The organism is Rhizobium sp. FG96 (assembly GCF_057808655.1).
In genome coordinates this window covers 255,737-280,471 of the sequence record NZ_JBMDIL010000001.1, presented here as the reverse complement: position 1 = coordinate 280,471, position 24,735 = coordinate 255,737, and the positions used below count along the sequence as shown (strand labels likewise).

The following is a 24,735-nucleotide window of genomic DNA, read 5'->3' as shown; positions in this document are numbered from 1 at the left end:
TCGCATCGATTATGAACGAACGTTCGTTTATATTCAATGGCCCGTCGCGAGGCGGGCGAAATTGCTTCTAGCGTGGAGGATCGGATTATGACAGCGGAGCTCAGGGGAAAGGTGGCACTGGTGGCGGGCGGCACGCGCGGCGCGGGACGCGGGATCGCGATCGAGCTGGGGGCAGCAGGCGCGACCGTCTATGTGACGGGCCGCTCGACGCGCGGCCAGCGCTCCGAATACGACCGGCCGGAGACGATCGAGGAGACCGCCGAATTGGTCGAGGCGGCCGGCGGCCGGGCGGTGGCGCTGAGAGTCGATCATCTCGTGCCCCATGAAGTGGAGGCGCTGGTGGCGCGCATCCGCGGCGAGGAGGGTAGACTCGATATTCTCGTCAACGACATCTGGGGCGGCGAGCACCTGACCGAATGGGAAAAGCCTGTCTGGGAACATTCGCTGGAAAACGGCCTGAAAATGCTGCGGCTGGCGATCGACACGCATTTCATCACCGCCCGCTACGCCCTGCCGCTGCTGATCGAACGGCCGGGCGGGCTGCTTGTCGAAATGACCGACGGCACGGCCGAGTATAACGCCACGCATTACCGGCTGAACCCGTATTACGACCTCGTCAAGACCGGCGTGACCCGCATGGCCTGGGCGCATGGCAGGGACCTGGAAAAGCACGGCTGCACGGCGGTTTCCATGACGCCCGGCTGGATGCGCTCGGAAATGATGCTGGAGATCTATGGGGTGACCGAGGCGACCTGGCGCGACAGCACCATCGCCCCGGCGCATTTCGTCATCTCGGAGACGCCGCGCTTCGTCGGCCGCGCCGTGGCGGCGCTGGCGGGGGATGCGGAGATGCGGCGTTTCAACGGACAGTCGCTCTCGAGCGGCGGGCTGGCGAAGGTCTATGGGTTCGACGATGTGGACGGGTCGAGGCCGGATTGCTGGCGGTATATGGACGAGGTGGTGGAGACGGGGAGGGAGGCGGATGCGGTGGGGTATCGGTGAGGGCAATTTCCAGCGGGTCGTGGCCGAAAATCAATATATGGTATATTTGAGCGAGAATTGGCATCTATTGAGTTTCTGAAATGTTCTGCCATTATCTGACTTGGGGGCTTTGATTCCTTTGAGGAGTAAGGGCATGTTAACAGGTATCGCAGGACTTCCTCCGCAGGCCAACTATTTGGCAGCTGCTAAGCCTTGCTTTCACCACTGGCAAGGCGCCTCTGGGCGATGGTGGATAACGACTGTTTATCCCTTGTTGGCATCTCACATTGATCTGCCTGCAGTGTATTTGATGGTCCGGCGAGACGTAAATGGCCTCGCGCATCCGCTGTATATAGGCCAGACGTCAAATACAGCGAGGCGAATGAACGAGCACCAGAGCGACAAAATTCGGCAGGCGACCGTGCTAGGAGGGAGCGAGCTTCATCTCCACTTCCTCGCCGAAAGGGAATGGGAGCGGTTCGCGATTGAGACCGATCTCCGCAATGGTCATCACGCTCCGCTTAACCGCCAAGATACCGCTGTTGCATCGGGTCTCTTTGGACTTCTAGGGAGGTAGCTGAGCTACAGCGAGTCCCGTTATCGGGACCCGGATGTATTACGCTCGAGCGGGATATCGCCGCCGGGAAAAGTCTTGAGAAAGGCGGAGAAGCTTGGTCGTTCCTGCCTGCAAGCCGCTGTGACGGCTTCTACGCTGACGAGAACCGCAAGAGGCTTGCCCGCGCTAGTGATTGTCACAAAGTCGCCGGAGCGGGCTGCCTCGACGTGCTGGGCAAGGGTACGTTTGGCATCATCCAGTTCGACAGTTTTCATCTCATCACTCCCGAGCCGGTTTAGGCGAAGTTTGATTGGTCGTTTCTGCATAAGCAAGCGCTAGCTTCCGAGAAGCCCATGCAACCCCTTCGGCGCCACATTCAGCCAGGCCTTGCGCACGAGGTCGCGGGTCAGCGTGTCCTCGGCGAGCGTGTGATAGAGGCGGGTGGAGCCGCGCAGGCCCCAGCCGCCGGGGACGGGGAGGGTTTCCTTCGGGGCGATTTCGAGGGTGAGTTTCTGCTGGTCGGGGGTGAGGCGGACGACGCAGTAATCCTGGTCGGGAAAGGTCAGAAAGATCTTGCTGCGCACGCGAAAATCGCGTGTGCCCATATGGGCGCTTTCGACCGCTTCCGGCAGTGAGAGCGCAAAGGCTGCAAGCTGTTCCCGGTCCATGGAAGATTATAGCATGGATGGGGTGGCGGACAAATGTCGACGGCGGTTTTGGCGCGGCCGGCCGCTTTTACGCCGCCTTCTTTTCGATGGCGGTGCGGTCGAGCGCGCGTTCGAGTGCGGTGATGCAGACTGGATCGTGGCTTTGGCCGGCACCCTCCCAGAGAATGGCGAGCGCCTTGGTGATCGGCATGGCGGCGCGGTAGGGGCGGTCGGCGGTCAGCGCGTCGAAGACGTCGGCGGTCGAGACGATGCGGACTTCCATGGGGATGGCTTCGGCGGTCAGGCCGCGCGGATAGCCCTTGCCATCAAGCCTTTCGTGGTGGGCGCCGCCGATGACGGCGGCTTCGGAGAAGGCGTGGATGCGCGACAGGATGAGCTCGGAGAATTCCGAATGGCGCTTCATCTGCTCCCATTCCTCGCCTTCGAGCTTGCCGGGCTTGTCGAGCACGGAATTGGAGACGCCGAGCTTGCCGATATCATGAAGCAGGGCGGCGCGCTTCAGGAAGCGGCGGCCCTCGGCATCGATGCCCATTTGCTCGGCGATCAAATCGGTAAACAGCGCGACACGATCGCTATGGCCCGATGTATAGGGGCTCTTGGCGTCGATCACCTTGGCGAAGGCGGCGGCGATATCGTCGAGGTAGTCGTCATCGGCCATGATCGCCTGCTGGCCGGGCTCGCTGCTCAGCACGACATCCTCCAGCGCCTCAGAACGCAGGATTTCCCAGAAATCGGGGCGCGCGGCGACGCGGGCAAAGGCAGCGGTGAGATCGGGATCGAACCATGTGCCGGACCGCTTGGCGATCTCGGCTTTCGAGGCTTCCGGGCCGCCGCTCGCCTGAAAGATATCGGCGATCTGCGACAAGAGCGCGATGCGCGAAAACAGCGGGATTTCGGTGCCCGACAGGCCGATCGGCCGGCCGCCGCCATTCCAGTGTTCGTCGAGGCCGAGAATGCCGTTTGCCACCGCCTCGGAAAACCGCATCATCCGCGCGATCTCGGCGCCGCGCTGGCAGCGCGTCTGGATCAGGTCGGTGACGATCTCGCCGCCATTCTGCAGGATGTTGAGAATGCCGCGAAAGCGCTCGGCAAGGCCGGCCTGCATGCCCGTGTGGCCGATGACGAAGCGCAGCACCTGGCCGAGGCTGCCGTCGACCAGCTTGAAATCGCGCTTGAAGGCGAGATCATCGGCCAGATAGATTTCGCAGATGCGGGCGGCATTGCTGCTGCAGCCGAGGTCTTTCAGCAGCAGCGTGTAATAGAGATCCTGCAGCTCGCCATCCGGCAGGCCGAGCTCGCGGCCGATATGGGTGCCGATATAGCAGGCGCGGATGCAATGGCCGGGCGGCTGCCCTTCCGTCAGATCGAGCGCCTTGCTGAGCGCTTCGATGATTTCCGCAAGCCGGATCTGGATGCCGCTCATGATGTCCTGCCGTTCCTGGATGTGAGGAGTCTTGGGGTAGGGGTGGTTGCGGAAGGGTTCAGGGGATTGGTTAAGATCGCGGATTTCAGTTGAATTTCAACATATTAGAATGATTGAATGAAGCTTGTACGAGATGATGCGAGAAGGGGTAATTGCAGATTGTAGGAAAATAATCCTTGACGGCGTGACGGTGGTTTGCTAGGGTTATGGCATAGTCGGAAAGTTGCGGCTGGGGGATGCGGTTGGTGGCGCTGAGCGATTGTTGTTTGGCGCGTAGAGCCACATCACGCTCCCTCATTCCTGTGCTTGTCACAGGAATCCAGTGCACCCCAGTCTTGGGGTGCGGAATACCTTCTTATTAAGGGCATGAGTCATTCACGGCGCAGACGCGCCGTGGCTGGATCCCTGTGACATCCCGTGGGCGCAGCCCTAAGGGCACAGGGATGAGGGGAGAACTGTGGTCTTGGCCCCCTCATCCGCCCTGCGGGCACCTTCTCCCCGCTGGGGAGAAGGGAAGACCTGAGTGCGGCTCCCGCCCTCCTTAGTCTCGCACTTTACGGCACCTCGCCGAAAGGATCCTCCATGAGCACTGGTGAATTCAGTCCCGAGCTTTGCGGCTTCTGGCCTGAGCGGCGGACCTATGGCGGCGGGCAGCTGCTGGAGACCAAATCGGAGGGGGTGCCGGGGGATGAGCTCCGGGTGTTGCTCAACCAGATGACGGTGGAGATGCGGGAGCAGTTTGCGGCTTTCGTCGAGCTGCGCAAGGGCGCCGAGATTGCGGCGCTGAGCGGTGACGAGGCGGCGGAGAAGCTGGCGCGGGCGGATCTGAAGGCGGCGGCCGATGCCATGGGGCTGATCGTCCGCACGCTCGAGAAGATCGACCAGCTGCAGCGCCAGCTCGCCCGTGACCGCGAGATGGAGATCGAAAGCCGCGAACAGGCCGAAGGCTATGCGGCGGCCAGGGGGCAGCTTTTGGCGATCATCGAGCAGCGCGCCGAGGAGAAGGCGGCGCTGATCGTCGAACAGCGGATCAGGGCTTGGCAGGCGGAGGCGGGCGGACGTGACGGGATTTCCCTTACCGAGACGGACGATGCGGCCGCGATCGGCGCGCCAGAAGCGGCGGGCCGAGGCGGCGAAGGTGCGCTCGGCGATGGCGCAGGCGCTGTCGGCAGCCGGAATGTTGCGGCAGGGGCTGGAGGCGATCGGTGCTGGCCTGGCGGATGAGCGGGACGCGGCGGGTTGTCGCGTCTCAGGCTCGGAGCCCGCAGCGGCTCTCGGTCCCGTCCACCCAAATCACCCCGTCAACACACCAACGGAGGTCTGGCCGATGCGGCTTGAGCCGGGGCTTTCGGCGCTTGAGAGGCTGGAGCGGATCGGCGGGCCGTTGCTGGAGGGGTTTCCGGGGGCGCTCAAGGACTGGGCGTTGGCCGGGCGTCTCGAGCAGATGGCGCCTGTTGGCGACTGGCGGACGTGGTTGCTCCTCGGTGGGCGCGGGTCCGGCAAGACGCGGGCGGGGGCGGAATGGGTGCATGCTTTGGCGAGCGCCGGGCAGCGCTCGGATCTCAGGATCGCGCTGGTGGCGGAGACGCTGGGCGATGCGCGTGAGGTGATGATCGACGGGATTTCCGGGATCTGCAGGATCGCGCGGCGCAACCGGCCGGAATTCGAGATTTCGCGGCGCAGGCTGGTCTGGCCGAATGGCGCGGTGGCGCAGGTGTTTTCCTCGGAGGATCCGGAGAGTTTGCGCGGGCCGCAGTTTCATATGGCCTGGTGCGACGAGCTGGCGAAATGGAAGCATGGGCAGGAGACCTTCGACATGCTGCAGTTCGGCCTTCGTCTTGGCGCAGCGCCGCGGCAGCTGGTGACGACGACGCCTCGGCCGGTGCCGTTGCTGAAGGCGCTGATTGCGGATGAGGGGACGCGGGTTGTGCGGATTAGCACGCTTGGCAATCGCGCCAATCTAGCGCCCGGTTTCATCGATGCGCTGTCGGCACGCTATGGCGGCACGCGGCTGGGGCGGCAGGAGCTCGAAGGCGAGCTGATCGAGGATCGCGAGGACGGGTTGTGGAAGCGCGGGCAGATCGAGGCGCTGGTGACGCGGGCGATAGGCGCCTTGAGGCGCATCGTCGTGGCGGTCGATCCGCCGGCAGCGGCCGGCGCGCAATCCTGCTGCGGCATCGTCGTGGCCGGTATCGAGGTTTCCGGGCGTGCGGTGGTGCTCGCGGATTGCTCGGTCGAGGGCCTGAGCCCGGCCGGATGGGCGGGCGCGGTGGTGCGTGCCTATCAGCGCTTCGGCGCCGACCGGGTGATCGCCGAAATCAACCAGGGCGGCGACATGGTTTCTGCTATGCTGAAAAGCATCGATGCGACACTGCCGGTTTCGAGCGTGAGGGCGACGCGGGGAAAATTTCTAAGGGCCGAGCCGGTGGCCGCACTCTACGAGCAGGGACGGGTGGTTCATGCCGGGCGCTTCACGGCGCTGGAGGACCAGATGTGCGATTTCGGCCCGGACGGGCTCTCGAACGGCCGCTCGCCGGACCGGTTGGATGCGCTGGTCTGGGCGCTGACGGCACTGGTGCTTGACGGCGGCGGCGAGCCGCGGGTGAGAGGTATATGACGGTTCGCCGCTCGCCTTTTGCGCCTTGGCAGTTTATCGCTGCTTCGGCGGTTCTGCAGGGCGCGGTGCTTCGCGAACCGGGCGGACCTGGCGCCACTCGTTTTCCATCTGGTCGACGAGGTGCTGGGGAATGATGGGCTGCTGTTGGGTCTCGGTCGTTTGCATCGGTCTCCTCTCCGGCTTGACGGCCAATCGGCTGGGCCAAGGCTTTCGAAAGCCTGTGGCGCTGCGGCGATAGGAAACGCATGACACAGCTTAAATATGCTGTAAATCAGGGGCTTAAACGCTTTAAACGATTGAAATTATTTTAATCGATTAAGGCCGGGACGATTTTCATGGTTATCCACATCGACCGCCGATACTTCTTCGATCAGGTGCGTGGCACGCTCTTCAAGGGCAGCCTGCAGCAACAGCAGGTGGAGGGCATCAATGCCATCCTCGACTATTGGGAGCGGCATCACGACCGCGCCGATCCGCGCTGGCTCGCCTATATCCTGGCGACCGCCTTTCACGAGACCGCCTACACGATGCAGCCGGTGCGCGAGACGCTGGCTGCGAGCGACGAGAAGGCGGTGGAAATCCTCGACCGTGCTTATGCGGCGGGCAAGCTTTCCTGGGTGAAGACGGTCTATTGGCTGCCCGACGAGGACGGCAAGAGCTGGCTGGGGCGCGGGCTGGTGCAGCTGACGCACAAGCGCAATTACGAGGCGATGAGCAAATTGACGGGGATCGACCTGGTGGCCGATCCGGCGCGCGCCATGGAGATGCAGACGGCGGTGACCATTCTCGTCGAGGGGATGATCTCAGGCAGCTTCGCGCCGCACAAGCTTGCCGATCACCTGAATGCCGAAAAGGCGGATTGGGTAAACGCCAGGCGCATCGTCAACGGCACCGACAGGGCGGAAAAGCTCGCGGATTACGGCCGGACCTTCCATGCGGCCTTGCGCCGCGACGGTGTCTGCGGGCTGTGGCAGCGGTTGATGGCCTGGCTTTCGCATGCTATCGCGCGGCGCACTTGAAAAAAGAGGGAGAGCCCGCGTGATCCGCCACATCGTTTTCTTCACCGCGCCAGAAGAAAATCGCGAGGCGGTGCGCAACGGCCTGTCGCGGCTGACCGGCATCCCCCACGCGCTGACGCTGGAGATCGGCGAAAACCTGAAATCCGACCAGTGGGGCAATGCCGTCGACTTCATCGTCTACGGCGAGTTCGCCGACGAGGCGGCGCTGGCGGCCTACAAGGCGCATCCGGACTACGAGCTTTCGACCCGGACGGTGAAGCCGCTGCGCGAGACACGGGTGGCGGCGGATTTCGACAGCGGGCTGGCGGTGAAGGTGCCGGTTGCTTGATCTTCCCTTCTCCCCGGCGGGGAGAAGGTGGCCCGGAGGGCCGGATGAGGGGGCCGCGTGCGCAAAGGACAGCCTTTCGCTTGCCGCTCAAGGCACGTTTCGCTGCGCTCATCGTCCCCCTCATCTGCCCTGACGGGCATCTTCTCCCCGCTGGGGAGAAGGGGGAAACGTCGGCGCGCTGACCTTTCAACAAGGGACATCATCATGAATATCCGGTCTTTCCTGCCGTGGGCGGGGCGTAGTGCCGTGGCCGAGAAGAAGGCGGCGGGGTCTTTGTTGTCGCTGGCGGCGCAGGGGCAGGCGAGCTGGACGGGGCGGTCCTATGCGGCGCTGTCGCGCGAGGGGTTCATGAAGAACCCGGTGGCGCATCGCTGCGTCAGGCTGGTGTCGGAGGCGGCGGCGGCCGTGCCCTGGCTGATCTATGAGGGCGAGCGGGAGCGGCCGGAGCATCCGGCGGCCGCGCTGCTGCGCCAGCCGAACGGACGGATGGGCGGGCCTGATTTCTTCGAGGCGCTCTATGGGCATCTGCTGCTCTCGGGCAATGCCTATGTCGAGCCGCTGATGGTCGGCGCGGCGCTGCGGGAACTGCATCTGCTGCGGCCCGATAGAGTGAGCGTCGTCGAGGGGCGGGACGGGTGGCCGGAGGCTTATGACTACAGGGCGGGCGGCTCGGTGAGGCGCTTTGCGGCGGAGGCCGAGGGGATGGCGCTGCTGCACCTGAAGCTCTTTCATCCGCTCGACGATCATATGGGTTTTCCGCCGCTGGCGGCAGCGCAGGTGGCGCTCGATCTTTCCAATGCGGCGGCGACCTGGAACAAGGCGTTGCTCGACAATTCCGCCCGTCCCTCCGGCGCGCTGGTCTATCAGCCGAAGGAGGGCGGCAATCTTTCGCCCGATCAATATGAGCGGCTGCGCCAGGAGCTCGACGACGGCTATTCCGGGCCGATGCGCGCCGGGCGGCCGCTGCTGCTCGAGGGCGGCCTCGACTGGAAGGCGATGGGGCTTTCGCCGAAGGACATGGATTTCGTCGAGGCGCGCAATGGCGCCGCCCGCGACATCGCGCTCGCCTTCGGCGTGCCGCCGATGCTGCTCGGCATTCCCGGCGACAATACATTTGCCAATTACCAGGAGGCGAATAGGGCCTTCTATCGCCTGACTGTGCTGCCGATGCTGACACGGACGGCGGCCTCGCTCTCGGCCTGGCTCGGCGGAGCTTATGGCGAGGGGTTGCGGCTGGAGCCGGATCTGGACAGGGTGGCCGGGCTTTCGGCGGAGCGCGGGGAGCTCTGGGCGCGGGTGGGGGCGGCGGCGTTTCTGACGGATGAGGAGAAGCGGGAGGCTGTGGGGTATTGACCGGTGGCTGCCAGCCTGTGAAGCCTATGGCGATTTTGCAGGCTGGGGGCGCTGTGGATTTCGAGGGCATCGAGGGGCTGAGCTATGTGCCTGGCTTTCTGGCAGGGCAGCAGGCGGACGAGGTTTGCCGTGCGCTCGATGCCGGCGATTGGGACACGACGCTGAAGCGGCGGGTCCAGCATTTCGGCTATCGCTATGATTACCGGGCGCGGAGGGTGGCCGATGATGCGCGGCTGGGGCCGTTGCCGGACTGGCTTGGTGGTCTGGCGCGGCGGCTCGTCGGGGATGGACACTTCGGCGCTCTGCCGGATCAGGTGATCGCCAATGAATATCTGCCGGGGCAGGGGATCAGTGCCCATGTCGATTGTGAGCCGTGCTTCGGTGGCGTGATTGCGTCGCTGAGTCTGCTCTCTGCCTGCGAGATGGTGTTTCGTCATCGTGGCAGTGGTGCGCGGCGGAGCGTTGTGCTGGAGCGTGGCTCGCTGCTGGTGATGCAGGGGGCGGCGCGCTACGACTGGACGCATGAGATACCGGCGCGGGCTTCCGACATCGTCGATGGTGTGAGGCGGATGCGCGGGCGGCGGGTTTCGCTGACCTTCAGGACCGCGGTGCTGGGATAGGCGATTGAGGCCGGGCGGCGATTTTGTTATACGTCGTATTACAAAATGGAGACGCTGCCATGTCCAAGCCTGTTCTTTCCGATCCGATCGCGCTCCGCCTTCCTGAAGATATGCTCAGGGATATCGAGACGATCGCAAAGGCGACCGAGCGGACGCGCAGTTGGGTGATCGTGCGGGCGTTGAAATATTACCTGCAGCAGGAGGGCAACGACATCCTTCAGGTCCTGCAGGGTGAAAAGCAGATCGAGAACGGCGAGGCCGTCGATGCCGACGATCTGTTTGCGCGCCTGCTTGCCGATGCCAGGGATAACGCTGCTTGAAGCGGATCGTCCTTTCGGCCGATGCGGCGGGATATCTTGAGCGCGAGAAGGCTTACCTTATGAAGGCCAATCCTCGCGCGGCGGCGACGACCTTGCGGCGTTTGCAGGCGGCCTTTCGAATGCTGGCGGCGCATCCGAACGCGGGTAGTCCCGTGTTGCCGCTCGCCGGGCGGCGGCGTTTCGTCGAGGCGCCCTATGTCATCGATTATCGTGTCGAGGCCGACGCGATCCTCATTTCGGCGATCCGCCACGGGCGCCAGCAGGGAACGGTTCTGGACATCGACGAAGACGATGATTTCGAGGTTCCCGGCGACAGCTAAGGCGCGCCGTTGAATCAACCTCTCAAGCGCCTGGTTCGATCTGAGAAGTCTCAGGCGTAAGCGATTCAAACAATTCGGGGAAATTGGGCCTGCCGGGGCGCGCGTGATGCGCTGGGCGGGTTTTGGCGTGTTGCTGCCTGTCGGGATGGCGGGCGGTTTACCCGGGAGGCCTAACAATGGCTGACTTTTCCAATGATGGCGGGCTCTGGGCCAGCCGGGCGCTGGGGGCTTCGGCGGGGGCGGCGGTGTCGCTGATCTATCTCTTGCCGAAGAGCAGGCGGGAGGCGGCGAGCCGGTTCTTTTCGGGGCTCTCCTGTGGGCTGATCTTCGGTGGTCCCACCGGGATCTGGCTGGCGGAGCGGCTCGGGATCGCCGACCGGCTCTCGGCCTCCGAAGTCATGCTGTCGGGCTCGGCCGCGGCGAGCCTCTGTGCCTGGTGGGGGCTCGGGGTTTTGGCGCGGGTGGCGAAGAGGTGGAAATAGCGAATAGTTTGTAGCGAATAGCGAATAGTTTTTGGGGCTCGCCGATGAAGCTCGGTCGAGCGCAGTCGACGCTATTCGCTATTCGCTATTCGCTATTCGCGACAGCAATCCCCCGCCAGCCTTTCTCATTTCACAATCAGGAGCACAACCATGGCCGCATCGCTCATGGGCGCGGAGACGCGCAAATTTGCCAATCTGGAGCTGCGCGGTGTCCGGCGCGACGGGACGTTTTCGGGCTATGCGAGCGTCTTCGGCGAGATCGATCTCGGCAAGGATCAGGTGGAGCGCGGGGCGTTTCGCAAGTCCTTGTCGGAGCGCGGCGCGGAGGGCGTCAGGATGCTGTTCCAGCATGATCCGTCCGAGCCGATCGGCGCCTGGAAGACCATCCGCGAGGATGGGCGAGGGCTTTATGTCGAGGGCGTGCTTGCCGATGGCGTGGCGCGGGCCCGCGAGGTGCACCAGCTGATCAAGAGCGGGGCGCTCGACGGGTTGTCGATCGGCTTCCGAACCGTCAGGGCGCGGACGGATGCCAAGAGCGGTGTCAGGCGGATCATCGAGGCGGATCTCTGGGAGATCTCGGTGGTGACCTTCCCGATGCTGCCTTCGGCGCGCGTGCAGAACATCAAGAACGCGCGGTGGTTCCGCGACAAGGAGACCGAGCTCGTCCGCGCCATGCGCCGGGCGGCGCGGCAGATGCTGACCGAAACCTTCAGATAGGACCTGAACATGAGCGATATGACTGCGAGGACGGCACCCGAGATCAAGGCGGTGCCGGAGACGATGACGGCTGCCTTCGACGATTTCATGGAAGCCTTCGAGGCCTTCAAGGAAACCAACGACCGGCGCCTCGGCGAGATCGAGGCGAAGTTCACCGACGATGTCGTGACCCGCGACAAGATGGATCGCATCAACCGCGCCATGGACGAGCAGAAGAAGCTGCTCGACCAGCTGGTGCTGAAGAAGGCGCGCCCGCCGCTCGGACGCTCCGGCGGCGGCGCCTCCGACAACGGCGAGCACAAGGCGGCCTTCGAAAACTATATCCGCCGCGGCGACGAGGCGGGGCTGCGCGAGATCGAGGCGAAGGCGATGTCGGTGGGGACAGGGGCCGACGGCGGCTATCTGGTACCGCCGGAGACCGATACCGAGATCGGGCGGCGTCTTTGGGTCGTCTCGCCGATCCGGTCGCTGGCGACCGTGCGGCAGGTGTCCGGCTCGGTGCTGAAGAAGCCGTTCTCGACTTCGGGCATGGCGTCCGGCTGGGTGGCGGAGACGGCGGCGCGGCCGCAGACCGGCAATGCCCAGCTTGCCGAACTGAGCTTTCCGACCATGGAGCTCTACGCCATGCCGGCGGCGACGCAGGCGCTGCTCGACGATGCGGCCGTCGATATCGAGGCCTGGATTTCGGGCGAGGTCGATACCGTCTTTGCCGAGCAGGAGGGCACGGCCTTCGTCTCCGGCGACGGCACCAACAAGCCGAAGGGGTTTCTCGCCTATACGGCGGTGGCCGAAAGCGGCTGGAGCTGGGGCAATCTCGGCTATATCCCGACCGGCGCGGCCGGCGCCTTTGCCGCGAGCGGCGCTTCCGACGTGCTGGTCGACGCCATCTATGCGCTGAAGGCGGGATACCGCCGCAACGCCAATTTCGTCATGAACCGCAAGACGCAGGCGGCGGTGCGCAAGCTGAAGGATGCCGACGGCCGCTACATCTGGCAGCCGCCGGCAGCGGCAGGCCAGGCGGCAACGCTGATGGGCTTCCCGGTCGCCGAGGCCGAGGACATGCCGGATATCGCGGCGGGTTCGCTGTCGATCGCCTTCGGGGATTTCCGGGCGGGGTATCTGGTGGTGGATCGGACCGGGGTGCGGGTGCTGCGGGATCCGTATTCGGCGAAGCCGTATGTGCTGTTTTACACGACCAAGAGGGTTGGCGGCGGGGTGCAGAATTTCGAGGCGATCAAGGTGGTGAAGTTTGGGGTGAGTTGAGAGTAGTTGGTAGCGAATAGTGAGTAGCGAATAGTTGGTTTGGTTTGGTGGATGTGGCCCCCTCATCCGCCCTGCCGGGCACCTTCTCCCCCAGGGGAGAAGGGGACTCGTGGCGCGCTCTCCGGTTTTCCCTTCTCCCCAGCGGGGAGAAGGTGGCCCGCAGGGTCGGATGAGGGGGCTCCGGATGATGAGCGCTATTACTATGCTCTCCCGCACCCAAGGACTTGGGTGCGCTGGATCCCTGTGACGGGCACAGGGATGAGGGAGCTTGAGGCGCATCTAACGCCAGCTCTCCACCGTCTTTCAAAAAGGAATTTCCGATGACCTATGCATTGATCACTCCGCCGTCGGCGGAGGCGCTGGCGCTTGGGGAGGTGAAGGCGCATTTGCGGTTGGATGGGGGCGAGGAGGATGCGTTGCTCGTCTCGCTGATCTCGGTGGCGCGGGAGCATCTGGAGCGGGTGAGCGGGCTTTGCCTGATCAGCCAGACCTGGCGGCTTTATCTTGATTCAGTTCCTGAAGACGGGGTGATTCAGATTGCCAGGGGGCCGGTGCAAGCGATTGAAAGCGTGACGCTTTACGATGCCGGTGGCGAGGAGGTTTCCTGGCCGGTGGAGGGGCATGTGCTTGATCGTCAGGCACGGCCGGCGCGATTGTTGTTGAAGCGGGGCGAGGGTGTGGCGCGCGCTATCAACGGGGTCGAGATCGACTTTACGGCGGGGTTCGGCGAGAGCGGGGCCGAGGTGCCGGATGTGCTGAAGCGGGCGATGCTGATGCATGTGGCGCAGATGTTTGCGTTTCGCGGTGCCGTCGCAGCGGCTGATCAGCCGGCGGATATTCCTAATGGTTACGACCGGCTGATTGCGCTGTTTCTGATGAGGCGGCTCTGATGCGGGCGGTGGTTCTCGATCCCGGTGCGCTGAGCGCGCGGCTGGTGTTGGAGCGGCCGGTCGAGCTGGCGGATGGGCAGGGTGGGGCAGATGTTTCGTTCGAAGCGGTAGCTTCGCTCTGGGCTCGGATCGAGCCAGTCGGCGAGGTCAGCGAGGAGCAGGCGGGGTCTGAGATCGTCACGCTGACGCATCGGGTATGGGTGCGGTTTCGCACCGGCGTCAGGAGCGGCATGCGGCTGCGCAAGGGGGAGCGGGTTTTCGTGATCCGCAGCCTGCGCGATCCCGATGAAGGCGGGCGCTATCTCGTCTGCCTCTGCGAGGAGGAGGGGCGATGACGGCGGTTCTGGCGGTGACGCTTGGCGATCTCGCGGCCTTTCTTTCCCGGGTTTTGGAGCAGCGGCGGAAGGAGGCTGCGGATGAGCGCGGCAAATGAGCTTTTGACGGCTGTCCATGCGCGGCTTTCCGGCGATGCCGGGCTTTCGGCGCTGATCGATGCCGATGGGGTGCGCGACCGGTTGATCGCCGGCAGGAAGGTGCCGTGCATCGTCATCGGCGAGATGACGAGCGGGGCGGTGATCCTTGGCGAGGCCGGGGAGGAGCATCTGTTTTCACTGGAGATCTGTGTCGAGGATGGCGGACGCAGGGTGGCGGGCGAGATCGCGGGGATCGTTGCGGTCCTGCTCGATGGCGTCGCGCTGGTGCTTGCCGGGCATCATCTGGTGACGCTGCAGCATCGGATAACGCGCTCGCGGCGCGAGGCAAAGACTAGGATGCATGTGGCCGAGATGCGCTTCAGGGCAGTGACGGAACCGGCTCAGCCTGCCTGACCATGGCGGCGAGGCGGAAGATCAGGATGAGAGCGATGGCGGCGAGCACGAGGCAGATGCCGATCGTCAGGCCCGTGCCGCCGCGATCGAGCGTCGCGGTGAAGACCACGGGTGCGACGGCGTTCGCAAGGTTCTGCGGGGTCGAGAGGCGGGCCGGCTGCAGGCCGTATTCCTTCGCCGAGAAGAAGGTGAGCGGCAATAGTGCGCGGGCGACCGTCAGCACGCCGGTGCCGAAGCCGTACATCAGGATGAAAGCGACGAGGACGGGTGTGGAGCCCGGCGCCAGTAGCATCAGCAGGAAGCTTGCGGCCATCAGGGCGATCCCGGTGATCGATGTCAGGATCGGGTTGCCGCGCTTGCCGAGCAGCATGTCCAGCCCGCGGGCGGAAATCGCGATAATGCCGCGCGCCGAGCCGAGCTGCAGGGCGAGCGCCGGAGAGGCGCCGGCCTGATGGAACACTTCGATCAGCGACGGCGACAGGCCAAAACTGATGAAGGTGCAGAGCGTCGTGGAGATGGCGAGCAGCAGGAAGGCCCTGCGGCGCTGCTCTTCGGTGAGATGGATCGGTGGGGTCTCGGCGGCGGCGCCCTGCGTGTGTTCGGCGGCTGGTTTCGGCAGCGCGAAGAGATGCAGCGGCAGGCAGATGAGAATATGGAGCGCGGCCGAAATGACGAAGGTGATGCGCCAGCCATAGGCATGCGTCAGCTCCGTCAGGATCGGCCAGAAGATCGTCGCCGACAGGCCGGTGAACAGCATGAGGATGGCGATGATGCGCTTGCCGTTCAGCCCCTCGCGCTCGACGACGGCGGTATAGGCGGGCGCCGAAAGCCCGAGCGCGCCGGCGAGACCGATGACGGTCCAGGCGGCGGCATAGAGCACGATGCCGTTTGCGGCGGCAAGCAGCAGGAGGCCGATGGCAAAGCAGATCGACGAGGCGGCGAGCACGCGGGCAGCACCATAGCGCGCCAGCCAGCGGCCGGTTGCCGGACCGGCAAGGGCGCTGACGACCATCATCAGGGTGAGCCCGGCGAAGGCGATCTCGTTGGCGATATCAAGATCGGGCGCGATGACGCGGCCCATGACGCCGAGCATGTCGAAGGTCGTGCCCCAGCCGATCAGCTGGGTGACGGCGAGAACGGCGATCGTCTGCGCCGAGCGGAGCGGGAGTTTTGGCATTGGTGCTGGAAGTGTTTTGGGTGCTGGAAATGCGGGTGGCTTAGCAGGTTTGGTGGGGTGGGGGAAGGTGGGTGCCTGGGGCGTGAGTTTAGGGGTTGCATGTCCTTTCGCTCCCTATCGAGAAGGTGTCGCCCGTGGCCCCCTCATCCGGCTGCCGCCACCTTCTCCCCGCTGGGGAGAAGGGGACTCGCGGTGGGCTCCGGTCTTCCCTTCTCCCCTCGGGGAGAAGGTGCCCGAAGGGCGGATGAGGGGGCTCCGGGTGAGGCGCCCCGCGATCACTTAGGGACAAGGACTCCTCTCGCCGCGCAGACGCGCGGCGGCTGGATTCCTGTGACGGGCACAGGAATGAGGGTGGATTGCGTGGCGGTCGGGATTTCAGGAGGACAAAAAAATGGTGGCGCAGAAGGGTAAGGATTTGCTGTTGAAGGTCCATAACGGGGCGGCGTTCGAGACGGTGGCGGGGCTCAGGTCGAAGCGGCTCGCCTTCAATGCGGAGACGGTGGATATCACCGATGCGGAGAGCGCCGGGCGCTGGCGGGAATTGCTGGGCGGCGCAGGCGTGCAGCGGGCTTCGGTTTCGGGGGCGGGCATCTTCAAGGATGCGGCTTCGGACGGGCTGGTGAGAGCGGCGTTCTTCAACGGGGCGATCCTCAGCTGGCTGATCGCGGTGCCGGATTTCGGCACGGTGAGCGGTCCCTTCCAGGTGACGGCGCTGGAATATTCCGGCGAGCATGACGGCGAGGTGACGTTCGAGCTGGCGCTGGAATCGGCCGGTGCGCTTAGCTTCGATGAACTCAGCTTCGGGGCGCTCTGATGGGCGGCGCGGGGGCGAGGGCGAACCGCAGGCGCGGCGAGATCGAGGCGGTCGTCGATGGCGAAAGGCGCATTCTGTGCCTGACGCTCGGGGCGCTGGCCGAGCTCGAGACCGCATTTGCCGCCGATGACCTGACCGATCTTGCCGGGCGCTTTTCGGCCGGGCGGCTGAAGGCGGGCGACATGATCCGCATCATCGGCGCCGGGCTGCGCGGCGGCGGCAATCTCTATTCGGACCAGGATGTCGCCGAAGCCAGCGTCGAGGGCGGCATTGCCGGTTTCGCCGGTATCGTCGGCGACCTCCTGATGGCGACATTCGCGGACCCTTCAGGGGCGGAAAAGACCTCCCTCCGCCCTCTGGAGCCGCAGCAGGCATAGGGGCCGGGCGCCCCGGCCCGTTCCCATGGACCGGAGCGCTGCATACCGGCCTCTGCCTGCTGCGGCTTCCTCCCGAGACATTCTGGGCGATGACGCCGGTGGAGCTGCATGCCGCCGCCGGCGGGCTGGCGCCGCGCGCACCGGTTCTGTCGCGAGCGGGGCTGAGCGAGATGATGGCGCGGTTTCCGGATGGGTGAGGTGATCTCTGCCCGTGCTATGCTCGGCACCGGGATTCGGAGCGGCGATGGCGCAGTCGGACAACATGTTTGCGAAGGGAATGGTCGTCTTCCCCTTCGGTGACTGGGACGAGCGGCCGGCTTCGCTGTTCGGTTGGTCCGAGGCGCGGCTGGCGACGCTTTCCGCCGAACTGGAAAAGGGCGAGAGCAGTGCCTTCATGATCGTACAGGGCGGGCGTATGATCTACCGCTGGGGCGATATCGCCTTGAAATCGAGCATCGCTTCGGTGCGCAAGAGCCTGGTCAACGTGCTCTACGGCATGCTGATCGCCGAGGGGCGGATCGATCCGCTGCAGACGCTGGCCGATTTCAACATCGATGACATGACGCCGCTGACCGCAGGCGAGCGCAGCGCGACGGTGATGGACCTGCTGCGAGCGCGCTCCGGCGTCTATCTGCCGTCGGTCTACGATACGGCGAACGGCAGGCCTGACAGAGGCAGTCATCCGCCGGGCGTGCATTGGTTCTACAACAATTGGGACTTCAACGTTCTCGGCACGATCGTCGAGCGGGCGACCGGCGAGACCGTGCTGGATGCGCTGGCGTCGCGCGTGGCCCGGCCGCTCAGGATGCAGGATTGCGTTGCCGGCGACGGCTGGTTTCAGCATGGGCCGGAGTCCATGCATCCGGTCTACAAGATCCAGCTCTCGGCGCGCGATCTGGCGCGGGTCGGGCTTCTCTATCTCCGGCATGGACGCTGGGGCGCAACGCAGCTGGTGCCGCAGAGCTGGGTGCGCGACAGCGTGCGCCCGCATTCGGCGGTTGGTGACGGGTGGGCCTATGGGCTGCTGTGGTGGATCACGCAGGCGAATGCGCCGGATGACGCCATGGCCGTGCATGTGCCGATGTTCTACGCCAGCGGCTGGGGCGGCCAGTATCTGATCGTGCTGCCGGATCTCGATATCGTCGTCGTCCACCGGTCGGCGACGGCGCTCAGGGTTGGTCCGGGTGTCAGCCATGTCAGGATGGGAGAAATCCTGCGGACGGCGCTTTCGGCAATGCCGAACAAGGGCTGACGGCCCACACATTCAGGAGACATCGATGGAAGACGATGACACCGGGCTCGCCGAGATGGCGGGGCAGACCGATGAACTGCGCCGGGCGCTGGAGGGTCTGGAGGGGCGGTCGCGCTCCTTCGGATCGGCGCTGAGCGGCGCACTGAGGAGTGCCGTCAGCGGCGGCAAGGGGCTGGATGACGTGTTGCGCTCGCTGGGCAACCGTCTGGCCGATATCGCGCTTTCGGCGGGGATGAAGCCGCTCGAGGGACTGATCGGCGGGGCGGTGTCGGGGATCGGCAAGGTTCTGCCCTTTGCCGATGGCGGCGTGGTGTCGGCGCCGAGCTATTTTCCGATGGGCGGCAATATCGGGCTGATGGGCGAGGCGGGCAGCGAGGCGATCCTGCCGCTGCGGCGCGGGCCTGACGGGGCGCTGGGCGTTGCGACTTCGGGCTCCGGGGGCGGGCCGCAGATCGTTTTCAATGTGACGGCGACGGATGCGCAGAGCTTTCAGAAGAGCGAGGCGCAGATTTCGGCGATGCTGGCGCGCACGGCGATGCGCGGCCAGCGCAACCTGTGAGGCTGAGATGGCCGGTTTTCATGAGGTGCGGTTTCCGCTGCGGCTGGCGCTGTCGACGAGCGGCGGGCCGGTGCGGCGGACCGATATCGTCAATCTTTCCAACGGGCGCGAGAGCCGCAACAGCCGCTGGCGCAATGCCAGGCGCGCTTACGATGCGGGCTCCGGCATCCGTTCGATCGGCGATCTCTACGAGGTGCTGGAATTCTTCGAGGCACGCGGCGGCGAGCTCTACGGCTTCCGTTTCCGCGATCCGCTCGACTGCCGCTCCGGGCGGCCGGATCAGCCGGTGACGGCGCTCGATCAGGCGCTGGGGATTGGTGACGGGGTGAAGGCGGATTTCCAGCTGGGGAAGACCTACGGGGACGCGGGCGGCAGCAACCTGCGAGTCATCGCCAAGCCGGTGGCCGGGACGGTGGTGGTTGCGGTTGATGGTGTGGCGAAAGCAGCTGGGACTTTTTCCTGCGATGCGGCAACTGGCATCGTCAGTTTTGCGTCCGGGTATGTGCCGCCTGCGGGGGCGATCGTGACGGCGGGTTTCGAATTCGATGTGCCGGTGCGCTTCGCGACCGGTCGGATCGACGTCAACCTGACGGCCTTCAATGCCGGGCGCATCCCGGCCATTCCGCTGATGGAGGTCCTGCCATGAGGGTGATCGATCCCGGGTTGAAGGCGCATCTCGACGGGGGCGCGACGACGGTTTGCCATGCCTGGCGGGTGACGCGCCGCGATGGTGTCGTGCTGGGCTTTACCGAGCATGATCACGATCTGACCTTCGCGGGCACGGTGTTTCTCGCCGCCAGCGGGTTTTCCGCAAGCGGCATGGAGGAGGGCATCGGCCTGCCGGCGGCGACGAGCGAGGTGACGGGCGGCTTTTCGAGCGAGGCGATCCGTGAGACCGATCTGCAGCGCGGGCTCTATGACGGGGCGCGGGTCGAGGTGTTTCTGGTCAACTGGGCGGTACCCGAGCAGCATCTGCTGTTGAAGGTACAGGAGATCGGCGAGGTGACGCGCAGTGAGGGCGAATTTCGCGCCGAGCTGCGCAGCTTCGCCCACCGGCTGAACCAGCCGCAGGGGCGCCTCTATGGCCGCCGCTGCGATGCGGCGCTGGGGGATGCGCGATGCGGTGTCGATCTGGGGCAGGGTGCATTCCGGCGGCAGGGGATCGTGGCTGAGGTGATCGATGCGACGCGGATTGTCGTGTCGGGGTTGGCGCCTTTTGCCGACGGATTGTTTCGCTATGGCAGTCTTGAATTTCTCGGCGGGCCAAGTGCTGGAGATCGGCTGGATATCGAGGCGCATTCTTCAGCCGGTGCGGATGTCGAGGTGACGCTGTGGCTGCCGTTGGCGCGGGCGCCTGACGTGGGCGATGCCGTGCTGATGACAGCCGGTTGCGACAAGGGTTTTGCCACCTGCAGGGCGACATTCGCCAACCAGCAGAATTTCCGCGGCTTTCCGCATATGCCGGGCGCCGACTTTGCCTACACCTATGCGGATGGCGAGAGCATCCATGACGGAGGCGCGCTGTTCAGATGACTGCTATCCATGAGAGGGCGTTCGCCGCGGCCGAAGGCTGGATCGGCACGCCTTACCGGCACCAGGCTTCGGCCAAGGGGATCGGCTGCGATTGTCTGGGGCTGATCCGTGGCATCTGGCGGGAGCTCTACGACATCGAGCCGGAAATGCCGCCGCCCTATGCGCGCGACTGGGCCGAACGCAGTGGGCAGGATCGCTTGCTCGATGCCGCCCTCAGGCATTTCGGGGAGCCATTGTCCGCCGAGGCGATGCTGCCGGGTGATCTCATGCTGTTTCGCTGGCGGCCGGATGTGGCGGCCAAGCACGCGGGCATTTTTGCCGGGGAGAAAAGTTTCATCCATGCCTACGAGCAGGCGGCGGTGATCCGCTCGGCTCTGGTGCCAAGCTGGCGGCGGCGGGTGACCGCTGTGTTCCGGTTCCCTGAGGTTGTGCCGAAACTTGAAAATTGAAGCGCGTGCATGTATGTTTCGGGAGTGGTGAGCGGAGTTCCAGCTCCGCCCACCGTTTGCTTATGTGTGGAATTGGACCCGGATGGCTATAGACCAGCCCGTCCGGGTTTTCCTCACACTAAGCGTGATACTGAGTGGCAAGAACCACATCGCATCACCTCCTTGATCGAGAGCAAGGCCCTTGCCGAGGCTGGAGAGGCCTATCCTCTCCAGTGCGCCGGCTGGTCTCGGCGCTTCTGCTTCTGCTCACGACTGCAGCAATCTAACACAATCATTGCGGGAAAAAGCAAGTGCCGTGTGAACGGCGCTGGTGGCTCGCTGCGAGGTTTTCATGGCCACTCTCCTTCTGCAGGCGGCGGGTGCTGCGCTGGGCAGCGTTTTCGGGCCTGTCGGCGCGATTATCGGCCGGGCGGCGGGCGCGCTGGCGGGCAATGCGCTCGACCGGGCGCTGATCGGCGGCGGGCAGACGGTGCGCGGCTCGCGGCTTTCGACGGCACGCATTCCGGGTGCCGATGAGGGCACGTCGATCAACCGCGTCTATGGCGCGGCGCGGATCGGCGGGACGATGATCTGGGCGACGCGCTTCGAGGAGGAGGTGACGCGCGAGCGCACCGGCGGCAAGTCTTCCTCCGGGCCGACGGTCGAGAGTTTCCGCTATTTCGCGAATTTCGCCGTCGGGCTCTGCGAGGGGCCGATCGCCTGTGTCAGGCGCGTCTGGGCGGATGGCAAGGAGCTCGATCTGACGAAGATCGAGATGCGGGTTTACAGGGGTGATGCGACGCAGCTGCCCGATCCGCTGATCGAGGCGAAGCAGGGGGCGGGCATGGCGCCGGCCTATCGCGGGCTTGCCTATGCCGTCTTCGAGCGGCTGCCACTCGACAACTACGGCAATCGCATTCCGCTGCTGCAGTTCGAGGTGGTGCGGGCCATCGGCGCGCTGGAGGAGCAGGTGCGGGCGGTGTGCATCATTCCCGGTGCGACAGAGCATGGCTACCGGACGGTGGCGGTATCGGAGAAGACGGGGGCTGGGAGCGCCCGGGTGGTTAACCGCAACAGCCTGCAGGGGCTGACGGATTGGGACGTCTCGATCGACGAGCTGATGGCGGTCTGCCCGAAGCTGGACCGTGTGGCGCTTGTCGTCTCCTGGTTTGGCACCGACCTCAGGGCCGGCAATTGCCGGATCGTTCCGGGTGTCGAGGTTAGCGCGAGGAATGGCGAAAGCAGCCCGTGGTCTGTCTCCGGTGTATCGCGCAACGAGGCGTATCTCGTCAGTCGCCGCGACGGCGGGCCGGCCTATGGCGGCACGCCGGATGATGCGAGCGTCGTTTCGGCGATTGCCGATCTGAAGGCGAGGGGGCTGGAGGTCTATCTCTATCCTTTCGTGATGATGGATATTGCCGAGGGGAATGCGCTGCCCGATCCCTATGGCGGGACAGGGCAGGCGGCCTATCCCTGGCGCGGGCGGGTGACCTGCCATCCGGCGATCGGAGAGCCGGGATCGGTGGACCGGACGGCGGCGGCGCGGGCGCAGATCCAGGTTTTTCGCGGGGCGGCGCAGGCGGGGCATTTCAGCATTTCCGGCCAGCGAGTGAGCTATAATGGCAGCGAGGAGAGCTACCGGCGCTTCATCCTGCATTATGCGCAGCTGGCGAAGGCCGCGGGCGGCGTCTCGGGTTTCATTATCGGCTCCGAGATGCGCGGGCTGACTCAGGTGCGCGATGAGGCAGGGGCTTTTCCGTTTGTCACGGCGCTGACGGCTCTGGCGGCGGATGTGAAAGCGTTGCTGCCGCAGGCGAAGCTGACCTATGCGGCCGACTGGAGCGAGTATTTCGGCTACCGGCCGGACGACGGCAGCGGCGACGTCTATTTCAATCTCGATCTGCTCTGGGCATCGAGCGCCATCGATGCCGTGGGGATCGACAACTACATGCCGCTCTCCGACTGGCGGGATGCCGATCTGGCGCAGGCGAACCCGGAGGGTATGCGGACGGCGGATGATCGCGATGGGCTGATCGCCGGTATCACCGCTGGCGAGGGCTTCGAATGGTACTATGCCGACGATGCGGAGCGGTCGAGCCGGACGCGGGCGCCCATCAGCGACGGGCTTGCGGGCAAGCATTGGGTCTATCGCTACAAGGACATCGAGGGCTGGTGGGCGAACCGGCATTGCGAGCGGATCGGTGGCGTCGAGAAGGCTGATGCGACGGCCTGGCAGGCGCGGATGAAGCCGGTGTGGTTCACCGAGCTCGGCTGCGCGGCAATCGACAAGGGCGGCAATCAGCCGAATGTGTTTGCCGATCCGAAATCGGCCGAGAGCGCGGTTCCGTATTTCTCCAACCGCATGCGCTCCGACACGATGCAGCGGCGGTTTCTGGAGGCCCATCATCTCTGGTGGCAGGGTGATGAGGCGCCCGATGCCATGGTCGATCCAGGCCGTATCTTCGTCTGGTCGTGGGATGCGCGGCCCTATCCGGCCTTTCCGCTGGATGGCGGCGTCTGGAGCGATGGCGGGAACTGGCGAACGGGCCACTGGCTGAATGGAAGGCTGGGGGCGGGGACGCTGGCGGATGTGATTGCGGCGGTGCTTCACGATCACGGCTTCGAGGATTTCGACGTTTCGGAAGTGTCCGGCGACCTGACGGGCTATGTTCAGGGCGACATCACAACGGCGCGCGGGCTGATAGAGCCGCTGCTGGAGGCCTTCCAGATCGATGCGGTGGAAGACGGCGGCTTGCTGCGGTTCCGCTCGCGCGGCCGGGCGAGCTTGCCGGCGACGGAGGTTGCGGTGCTGGCCGATATCGAGGACCGGCCGCTGTGGCAGGAGACGCGCGGGCACGACAGCGACCATGCGGCCGAGGCCGTCATCACCTTCTACAATCCCGATCTCAGTTACGAACAGGCGGGTGTGCGATCGCACCGGGCGCAATCGGCGACGAGCCGGGTGCTGAAGAGCGATCTTTCGGCGGTGCTGGCCGAGGAGACGGCGCTGAACGCCGCGGAAGCGCTGCTGCGCGACAACCGGATCGGCAGGCGCTCGGTGCGCTTCTCGCTGGCGCCCGCCGAACTCGGTTTCCAGCCGGGTGATGTCGTGACCTTCGCGGATGGGCCGGAGGGGCGCTTCCTGATCGGCTCGATCGAGGACGGTGCGGTGAGGCAGGTCGAGGCGCGCGAGTTCGCGCCATCGGCGGGTGCGGCGCCGCCAAGCGAGACCGGCGGCAAGAACGGCGCCGGCGATCCTTCGAGCTTGTTTGCACCGCTGGTGGAGCTGATGGACCTGCCGCGCTTTGCGGCGGGCGAGGCGGCGGGTTTTGCGCGGGCGGCGGTTTTTGCAAAGCCCTGGCGGACGATCGGGCTTTCGTCTTCGGTGAGCGAGGAGGGGTATCGCGGGCGGGCGCTGGTCGAGCGCCCGGCGCGGATCGGGACGCTTACCGGGCCGCTGACGGCGGGTGTGCGGGGGCGGTTCGACTGGTCGCAGGAGCTGGAGATCGATCTGCCGTTCGGCGCGCTGTCCTCGGCGGCGGCTGTGTCGGTGCTGAATGGTGAAAACCTGATCGCGGTGGCAGCCGACAACGGCGGCTGGGAGGTGATCGGGTTTCGGCGGGCAGAGGAGATCGGCGCCGGGCGCTGGCGGCTCGGCGGATTGCTGCGGGCGCTGGCGGGAACCGACGATGCGATGGCGGCGGGTGCCGTTTCAGGGGCGTCCGTGGTGATGCTCGACGATGCCGTTGTGCCGCTTGGCCTTACTGCCGATGAGATGGGGCTGCGGCTCAATTGGATCGCCGAGGCGGCCGGTGTGAGCGGCAAGGCCGGTCCCTTTGCCTTCGAGGGCGGGATGCGGGCGGAGACGCCGCTTTCTCCGGTTCATCTGAGGGCGGCGCGGGGCGAGGCCGGGGCGGTCGAGTTTTCCTGGATCCGGCGCGGCCGGGTCGATGCCGACAACTGGATCGCGGCGGATATTCCGCTCGACGAACCCTTCGAGCGTTACCGGATCGAGGTGATGGCTGATGGGGTGGTGGTGCGGCAGGTGGAGATCGGCGGGCCGCGATGGACCTATCCGCTCACAGACGAGCTTGCCGACTTCGGCAGTGTGCAGAGCGCGCTGACGATACGGGTGAGGCAGATGGGGCAGCGGATGCCGCTCGGCATTCCCGCAGTCGCAACGATGACGATGTGATTTTCAACGAAAGGAA

At 65.2% G+C, this 24,735-nt stretch carries 30 protein-coding genes and 1 pseudogene; 25 read left to right on the top strand and 6 right to left on the bottom strand.

Features of this window, described 5'->3' with window-relative positions; all coding sequences use genetic code 11:
* Positions 1-87: 87 nt before the first annotated feature.
* Positions 88-1,002 carry an SDR family oxidoreductase gene (locus ACODR6_RS01455; protein ID WP_203429273.1) on the top strand — a complete coding sequence of 305 codons (915 nt, stop codon included), beginning with the start codon at positions 88-90 and terminating at the stop codon, positions 1,000-1,002.
* Positions 1,003-1,135: 133 nt separating this feature from the next.
* Positions 1,136-1,558 (top strand): GIY-YIG nuclease family protein, encoded by a 423-nt coding sequence (locus ACODR6_RS01450; RefSeq protein ID WP_203429272.1) that lies wholly within the window; start codon positions 1,136-1,138, stop codon positions 1,556-1,558.
* Between the two features lie 20 nt (positions 1,559-1,578).
* Here ACODR6_RS01450 and ACODR6_RS01445 read toward each other — a convergent pair whose 3' ends face one another.
* The 3 genes from ACODR6_RS01445 to ACODR6_RS01435 form a co-directional block, all read right to left on the bottom strand.
* A complete protein-coding gene (locus tag ACODR6_RS01445) occupies positions 1,579-1,812 on the bottom strand; it encodes a type II toxin-antitoxin system Phd/YefM family antitoxin (RefSeq protein ID WP_203429271.1) in 234 nt (77 codons plus the stop codon).
* 60 nt (positions 1,813-1,872) lie between these two features.
* Positions 1,873-2,205: an MmcQ/YjbR family DNA-binding protein gene (locus ACODR6_RS01440; RefSeq protein ID WP_203429270.1), complete on the bottom strand. Its 333-nt coding sequence runs from the start codon at positions 2,203-2,205 to the stop codon at positions 1,873-1,875.
* Positions 2,206-2,272: 67 nt separating this feature from the next.
* Positions 2,273-3,628, bottom strand: a complete 1,356-nt coding sequence (locus ACODR6_RS01435) for an HD-GYP domain-containing protein (RefSeq protein ID WP_489020233.1) — start codon at positions 3,626-3,628, stop codon at positions 2,273-2,275.
* A 582-nt stretch (positions 3,629-4,210) separates the two neighbouring features.
* Here ACODR6_RS01435 and ACODR6_RS01430 point away from each other — a divergent pair.
* Complete coding sequence (locus ACODR6_RS01430) at positions 4,211-4,852, top strand: hypothetical protein (RefSeq protein ID WP_489020231.1); 642 nt, start codon at positions 4,211-4,213, stop codon at positions 4,850-4,852.
* A gap of 103 nt (positions 4,853-4,955) precedes the next feature.
* Entirely contained in the window at positions 4,956-6,245 is a 1,290-nt protein-coding gene (locus tag ACODR6_RS01425) for a DNA-packaging protein (RefSeq protein WP_489020703.1), read from the top strand.
* A gap of 33 nt (positions 6,246-6,278) precedes the next feature.
* Here ACODR6_RS01425 and ACODR6_RS01420 read toward each other — a convergent pair whose 3' ends face one another.
* The gene (locus ACODR6_RS01420) at positions 6,279-6,410 is read right to left on the bottom strand and encodes a hypothetical protein (RefSeq protein ID WP_489020229.1); all 132 of its coding nucleotides are present in this window, start codon (positions 6,408-6,410) and stop codon (positions 6,279-6,281) included.
* A 170-nt stretch (positions 6,411-6,580) separates the two neighbouring features.
* Between ACODR6_RS01420 and ACODR6_RS01415 the strand changes: the two genes are divergently transcribed.
* The 9 genes from ACODR6_RS01415 (at position 6,581) to ACODR6_RS01375 (ending at position 12,667) form a co-directional block, all read left to right on the top strand.
* Positions 6,581-7,264, top strand: coding sequence for a hypothetical protein (locus tag ACODR6_RS01415; RefSeq protein ID WP_489020227.1), 684 nt, complete (start codon positions 6,581-6,583; stop codon positions 7,262-7,264).
* 19 nt (positions 7,265-7,283) lie between these two features.
* The gene (locus ACODR6_RS01410; RefSeq protein WP_489020226.1) at positions 7,284-7,592 is read left to right on the top strand and encodes a Dabb family protein; all 309 of its coding nucleotides are present in this window, start codon (positions 7,284-7,286) and stop codon (positions 7,590-7,592) included.
* Between the two features lie 204 nt (positions 7,593-7,796).
* Positions 7,797-8,945: a phage portal protein gene (locus ACODR6_RS01405; protein ID WP_489020224.1), complete on the top strand. Its 1,149-nt coding sequence runs from the start codon at positions 7,797-7,799 to the stop codon at positions 8,943-8,945.
* Positions 8,946-8,971: 26 nt separating this feature from the next.
* Entirely contained in the window at positions 8,972-9,565 is a 594-nt protein-coding gene (locus tag ACODR6_RS01400; RefSeq protein ID WP_489020222.1) for an alpha-ketoglutarate-dependent dioxygenase AlkB, read from the top strand.
* A gap of 59 nt (positions 9,566-9,624) precedes the next feature.
* Positions 9,625-9,885: a ribbon-helix-helix protein, CopG family gene (locus ACODR6_RS01395; protein ID WP_130278655.1), complete on the top strand. Its 261-nt coding sequence runs from the start codon at positions 9,625-9,627 to the stop codon at positions 9,883-9,885.
* Positions 9,882-10,205, top strand: a complete 324-nt coding sequence (locus ACODR6_RS01390) for a type II toxin-antitoxin system RelE/ParE family toxin (RefSeq protein WP_489020220.1) — start codon at positions 9,882-9,884, stop codon at positions 10,203-10,205. Before ACODR6_RS01395 ends, ACODR6_RS01390 begins: the two co-directional genes overlap by 4 nt.
* A gap of 176 nt (positions 10,206-10,381) precedes the next feature.
* Positions 10,382-10,687 (top strand): DUF6107 family protein, encoded by a 306-nt coding sequence (locus ACODR6_RS01385; protein WP_112719667.1) that lies wholly within the window; start codon positions 10,382-10,384, stop codon positions 10,685-10,687.
* 150 nt (positions 10,688-10,837) lie between these two features.
* Positions 10,838-11,404, top strand: coding sequence for an HK97 family phage prohead protease (locus ACODR6_RS01380; RefSeq protein WP_489020218.1), 567 nt, complete (start codon positions 10,838-10,840; stop codon positions 11,402-11,404).
* A gap of 9 nt (positions 11,405-11,413) precedes the next feature.
* Positions 11,414-12,667, top strand: a complete 1,254-nt coding sequence (locus ACODR6_RS01375) for a phage major capsid protein (RefSeq protein ID WP_489020216.1) — start codon at positions 11,414-11,416, stop codon at positions 12,665-12,667.
* A gap of 55 nt (positions 12,668-12,722) precedes the next feature.
* Here the strand turns inward: ACODR6_RS01375 and ACODR6_RS01370 are convergent.
* Positions 12,723-12,849 (bottom strand): annotated as a pseudogene (locus ACODR6_RS01370) (endonuclease domain-containing protein); the annotation flags it as partial.
* 138 nt (positions 12,850-12,987) lie between these two features.
* Here ACODR6_RS01370 and ACODR6_RS01365 point away from each other — a divergent pair.
* The 3 genes from ACODR6_RS01365 to ACODR6_RS01355 all read left to right on the top strand — a co-directional run bounded on the left by ACODR6_RS01365 (position 12,988) and on the right by ACODR6_RS01355 (position 14,384).
* On the top strand, positions 12,988-13,557 hold the full coding sequence (locus tag ACODR6_RS01365) for a head-tail connector protein (RefSeq protein ID WP_489020214.1): 570 nt from the start codon (positions 12,988-12,990) through the stop codon (positions 13,555-13,557).
* Complete coding sequence (locus tag ACODR6_RS01360) at positions 13,557-13,892, top strand: phage head closure protein (RefSeq protein ID WP_489020212.1); 336 nt, start codon at positions 13,557-13,559, stop codon at positions 13,890-13,892. Before ACODR6_RS01365 ends, ACODR6_RS01360 begins: the two co-directional genes overlap by 1 nt.
* 81 nt (positions 13,893-13,973) lie before the next feature.
* Positions 13,974-14,384: a DUF3168 domain-containing protein gene (locus ACODR6_RS01355; protein ID WP_489020210.1), complete on the top strand. Its 411-nt coding sequence runs from the start codon at positions 13,974-13,976 to the stop codon at positions 14,382-14,384.
* On the opposite strand, the gene ACODR6_RS01350 is transcribed toward ACODR6_RS01355, so the two are convergent.
* Positions 14,350-15,561, bottom strand: coding sequence for an MFS transporter (locus ACODR6_RS01350; protein ID WP_489020208.1), 1,212 nt, complete (start codon positions 15,559-15,561; stop codon positions 14,350-14,352). The genes ACODR6_RS01355 and ACODR6_RS01350 overlap by 35 nt on opposite strands.
* A gap of 391 nt (positions 15,562-15,952) precedes the next feature.
* On the opposite strand from ACODR6_RS01350, the gene ACODR6_RS01345 reads away from it, so the two are divergent.
* The 9 genes from ACODR6_RS01345 to ACODR6_RS01305 all read left to right on the top strand — a co-directional run bounded on the left by ACODR6_RS01345 (position 15,953) and on the right by ACODR6_RS01305 (position 24,719).
* Complete coding sequence (locus ACODR6_RS01345; RefSeq protein WP_203429255.1) at positions 15,953-16,375, top strand: phage major tail protein, TP901-1 family; 423 nt, start codon at positions 15,953-15,955, stop codon at positions 16,373-16,375.
* The gene (locus tag ACODR6_RS01340; RefSeq protein ID WP_203429254.1) at positions 16,375-16,752 is read left to right on the top strand and encodes a gene transfer agent family protein; all 378 of its coding nucleotides are present in this window, start codon (positions 16,375-16,377) and stop codon (positions 16,750-16,752) included. The genes ACODR6_RS01345 and ACODR6_RS01340 overlap by 1 nt, the downstream gene beginning before the upstream one ends.
* Positions 16,689-16,949, top strand: a complete 261-nt coding sequence (locus ACODR6_RS01335; protein ID WP_489020701.1) for a rcc01693 family protein — start codon at positions 16,689-16,691, stop codon at positions 16,947-16,949. Before ACODR6_RS01340 ends, ACODR6_RS01335 begins: the two co-directional genes overlap by 64 nt.
* 47 nt (positions 16,950-16,996) lie before the next feature.
* On the top strand, positions 16,997-18,004 hold the full coding sequence (locus ACODR6_RS01330; protein ID WP_489020205.1) for a serine hydrolase domain-containing protein: 1,008 nt from the start codon (positions 16,997-16,999) through the stop codon (positions 18,002-18,004).
* A 25-nt stretch (positions 18,005-18,029) separates the two neighbouring features.
* Positions 18,030-18,563: a phage tail tape measure protein gene (locus ACODR6_RS01325; RefSeq protein WP_489020203.1), complete on the top strand. Its 534-nt coding sequence runs from the start codon at positions 18,030-18,032 to the stop codon at positions 18,561-18,563.
* A 7-nt stretch (positions 18,564-18,570) separates the two neighbouring features.
* Positions 18,571-19,209 (top strand): phage distal tail protein, Rcc01695 family, encoded by a 639-nt coding sequence (locus tag ACODR6_RS01320; protein WP_489020201.1) that lies wholly within the window; start codon positions 18,571-18,573, stop codon positions 19,207-19,209.
* Positions 19,206-20,096: a DUF2163 domain-containing protein gene (locus tag ACODR6_RS01315; RefSeq protein WP_489020200.1), complete on the top strand. Its 891-nt coding sequence runs from the start codon at positions 19,206-19,208 to the stop codon at positions 20,094-20,096. Before ACODR6_RS01320 ends, ACODR6_RS01315 begins: the two co-directional genes overlap by 4 nt.
* Positions 20,093-20,545 (top strand): NlpC/P60 family protein, encoded by a 453-nt coding sequence (locus ACODR6_RS01310; RefSeq protein WP_489020198.1) that lies wholly within the window; start codon positions 20,093-20,095, stop codon positions 20,543-20,545. The genes ACODR6_RS01315 and ACODR6_RS01310 overlap by 4 nt, the downstream gene beginning before the upstream one ends.
* Before the next feature lie 331 nt (positions 20,546-20,876).
* Positions 20,877-24,719, top strand: coding sequence for a baseplate multidomain protein megatron (locus ACODR6_RS01305; protein ID WP_489020196.1), 3,843 nt, complete (start codon positions 20,877-20,879; stop codon positions 24,717-24,719).
* Positions 24,720-24,735 lie beyond the last annotated feature (16 nt).

Coding starts and splice junctions, on each gene's coding strand:
- ACODR6_RS01455 (WP_203429273.1), top strand. CDS start 88: ATGACAGCGGAGCTCAGGGGAAAGGTGGCACTGGTGGCGGGCGGCACG.
- ACODR6_RS01450 (WP_203429272.1), top strand. CDS start 1,136: ATGTTAACAGGTATCGCAGGACTTCCTCCGCAGGCCAACTATTTGGCA.
- ACODR6_RS01445 (WP_203429271.1), bottom strand. CDS start 1,812: ATGAAAACTGTCGAACTGGATGATGCCAAACGTACCCTTGCCCAGCAC.
- ACODR6_RS01440 (WP_203429270.1), bottom strand. CDS start 2,205: ATGGACCGGGAACAGCTTGCAGCCTTTGCGCTCTCACTGCCGGAAGCG.
- ACODR6_RS01435 (WP_489020233.1), bottom strand. CDS start 3,628: ATGAGCGGCATCCAGATCCGGCTTGCGGAAATCATCGAAGCGCTCAGC.
- ACODR6_RS01430 (WP_489020231.1), top strand. CDS start 4,211: ATGAGCACTGGTGAATTCAGTCCCGAGCTTTGCGGCTTCTGGCCTGAG.
- ACODR6_RS01425 (WP_489020703.1), top strand. CDS start 4,956: ATGCGGCTTGAGCCGGGGCTTTCGGCGCTTGAGAGGCTGGAGCGGATC.
- ACODR6_RS01420 (WP_489020229.1), bottom strand. CDS start 6,410: ATGCAAACGACCGAGACCCAACAGCAGCCCATCATTCCCCAGCACCTC.
- ACODR6_RS01415 (WP_489020227.1), top strand. CDS start 6,581: ATGGTTATCCACATCGACCGCCGATACTTCTTCGATCAGGTGCGTGGC.
- ACODR6_RS01405 (WP_489020224.1), top strand. CDS start 7,797: ATGAATATCCGGTCTTTCCTGCCGTGGGCGGGGCGTAGTGCCGTGGCC.
- ACODR6_RS01400 (WP_489020222.1), top strand. CDS start 8,972: ATGGCGATTTTGCAGGCTGGGGGCGCTGTGGATTTCGAGGGCATCGAG.
- ACODR6_RS01395 (WP_130278655.1), top strand. CDS start 9,625: ATGTCCAAGCCTGTTCTTTCCGATCCGATCGCGCTCCGCCTTCCTGAA.
- ACODR6_RS01385 (WP_112719667.1), top strand. CDS start 10,382: ATGGCTGACTTTTCCAATGATGGCGGGCTCTGGGCCAGCCGGGCGCTG.
- ACODR6_RS01380 (WP_489020218.1), top strand. CDS start 10,838: ATGGCCGCATCGCTCATGGGCGCGGAGACGCGCAAATTTGCCAATCTG.
- ACODR6_RS01375 (WP_489020216.1), top strand. CDS start 11,414: ATGAGCGATATGACTGCGAGGACGGCACCCGAGATCAAGGCGGTGCCG.
- ACODR6_RS01365 (WP_489020214.1), top strand. CDS start 12,988: ATGACCTATGCATTGATCACTCCGCCGTCGGCGGAGGCGCTGGCGCTT.
- ACODR6_RS01360 (WP_489020212.1), top strand. CDS start 13,557: ATGCGGGCGGTGGTTCTCGATCCCGGTGCGCTGAGCGCGCGGCTGGTG.
- ACODR6_RS01355 (WP_489020210.1), top strand. CDS start 13,974: ATGAGCGCGGCAAATGAGCTTTTGACGGCTGTCCATGCGCGGCTTTCC.
- ACODR6_RS01350 (WP_489020208.1), bottom strand. CDS start 15,561: ATGCCAAAACTCCCGCTCCGCTCGGCGCAGACGATCGCCGTTCTCGCC.
- ACODR6_RS01345 (WP_203429255.1), top strand. CDS start 15,953: ATGGTGGCGCAGAAGGGTAAGGATTTGCTGTTGAAGGTCCATAACGGG.
- ACODR6_RS01340 (WP_203429254.1), top strand. CDS start 16,375: ATGGGCGGCGCGGGGGCGAGGGCGAACCGCAGGCGCGGCGAGATCGAG.
- ACODR6_RS01330 (WP_489020205.1), top strand. CDS start 16,997: ATGGCGCAGTCGGACAACATGTTTGCGAAGGGAATGGTCGTCTTCCCC.
- ACODR6_RS01325 (WP_489020203.1), top strand. CDS start 18,030: ATGGAAGACGATGACACCGGGCTCGCCGAGATGGCGGGGCAGACCGAT.
- ACODR6_RS01320 (WP_489020201.1), top strand. CDS start 18,571: ATGGCCGGTTTTCATGAGGTGCGGTTTCCGCTGCGGCTGGCGCTGTCG.
- ACODR6_RS01315 (WP_489020200.1), top strand. CDS start 19,206: ATGAGGGTGATCGATCCCGGGTTGAAGGCGCATCTCGACGGGGGCGCG.
- ACODR6_RS01310 (WP_489020198.1), top strand. CDS start 20,093: ATGACTGCTATCCATGAGAGGGCGTTCGCCGCGGCCGAAGGCTGGATC.
- ACODR6_RS01305 (WP_489020196.1), top strand. CDS start 20,877: ATGGCCACTCTCCTTCTGCAGGCGGCGGGTGCTGCGCTGGGCAGCGTT.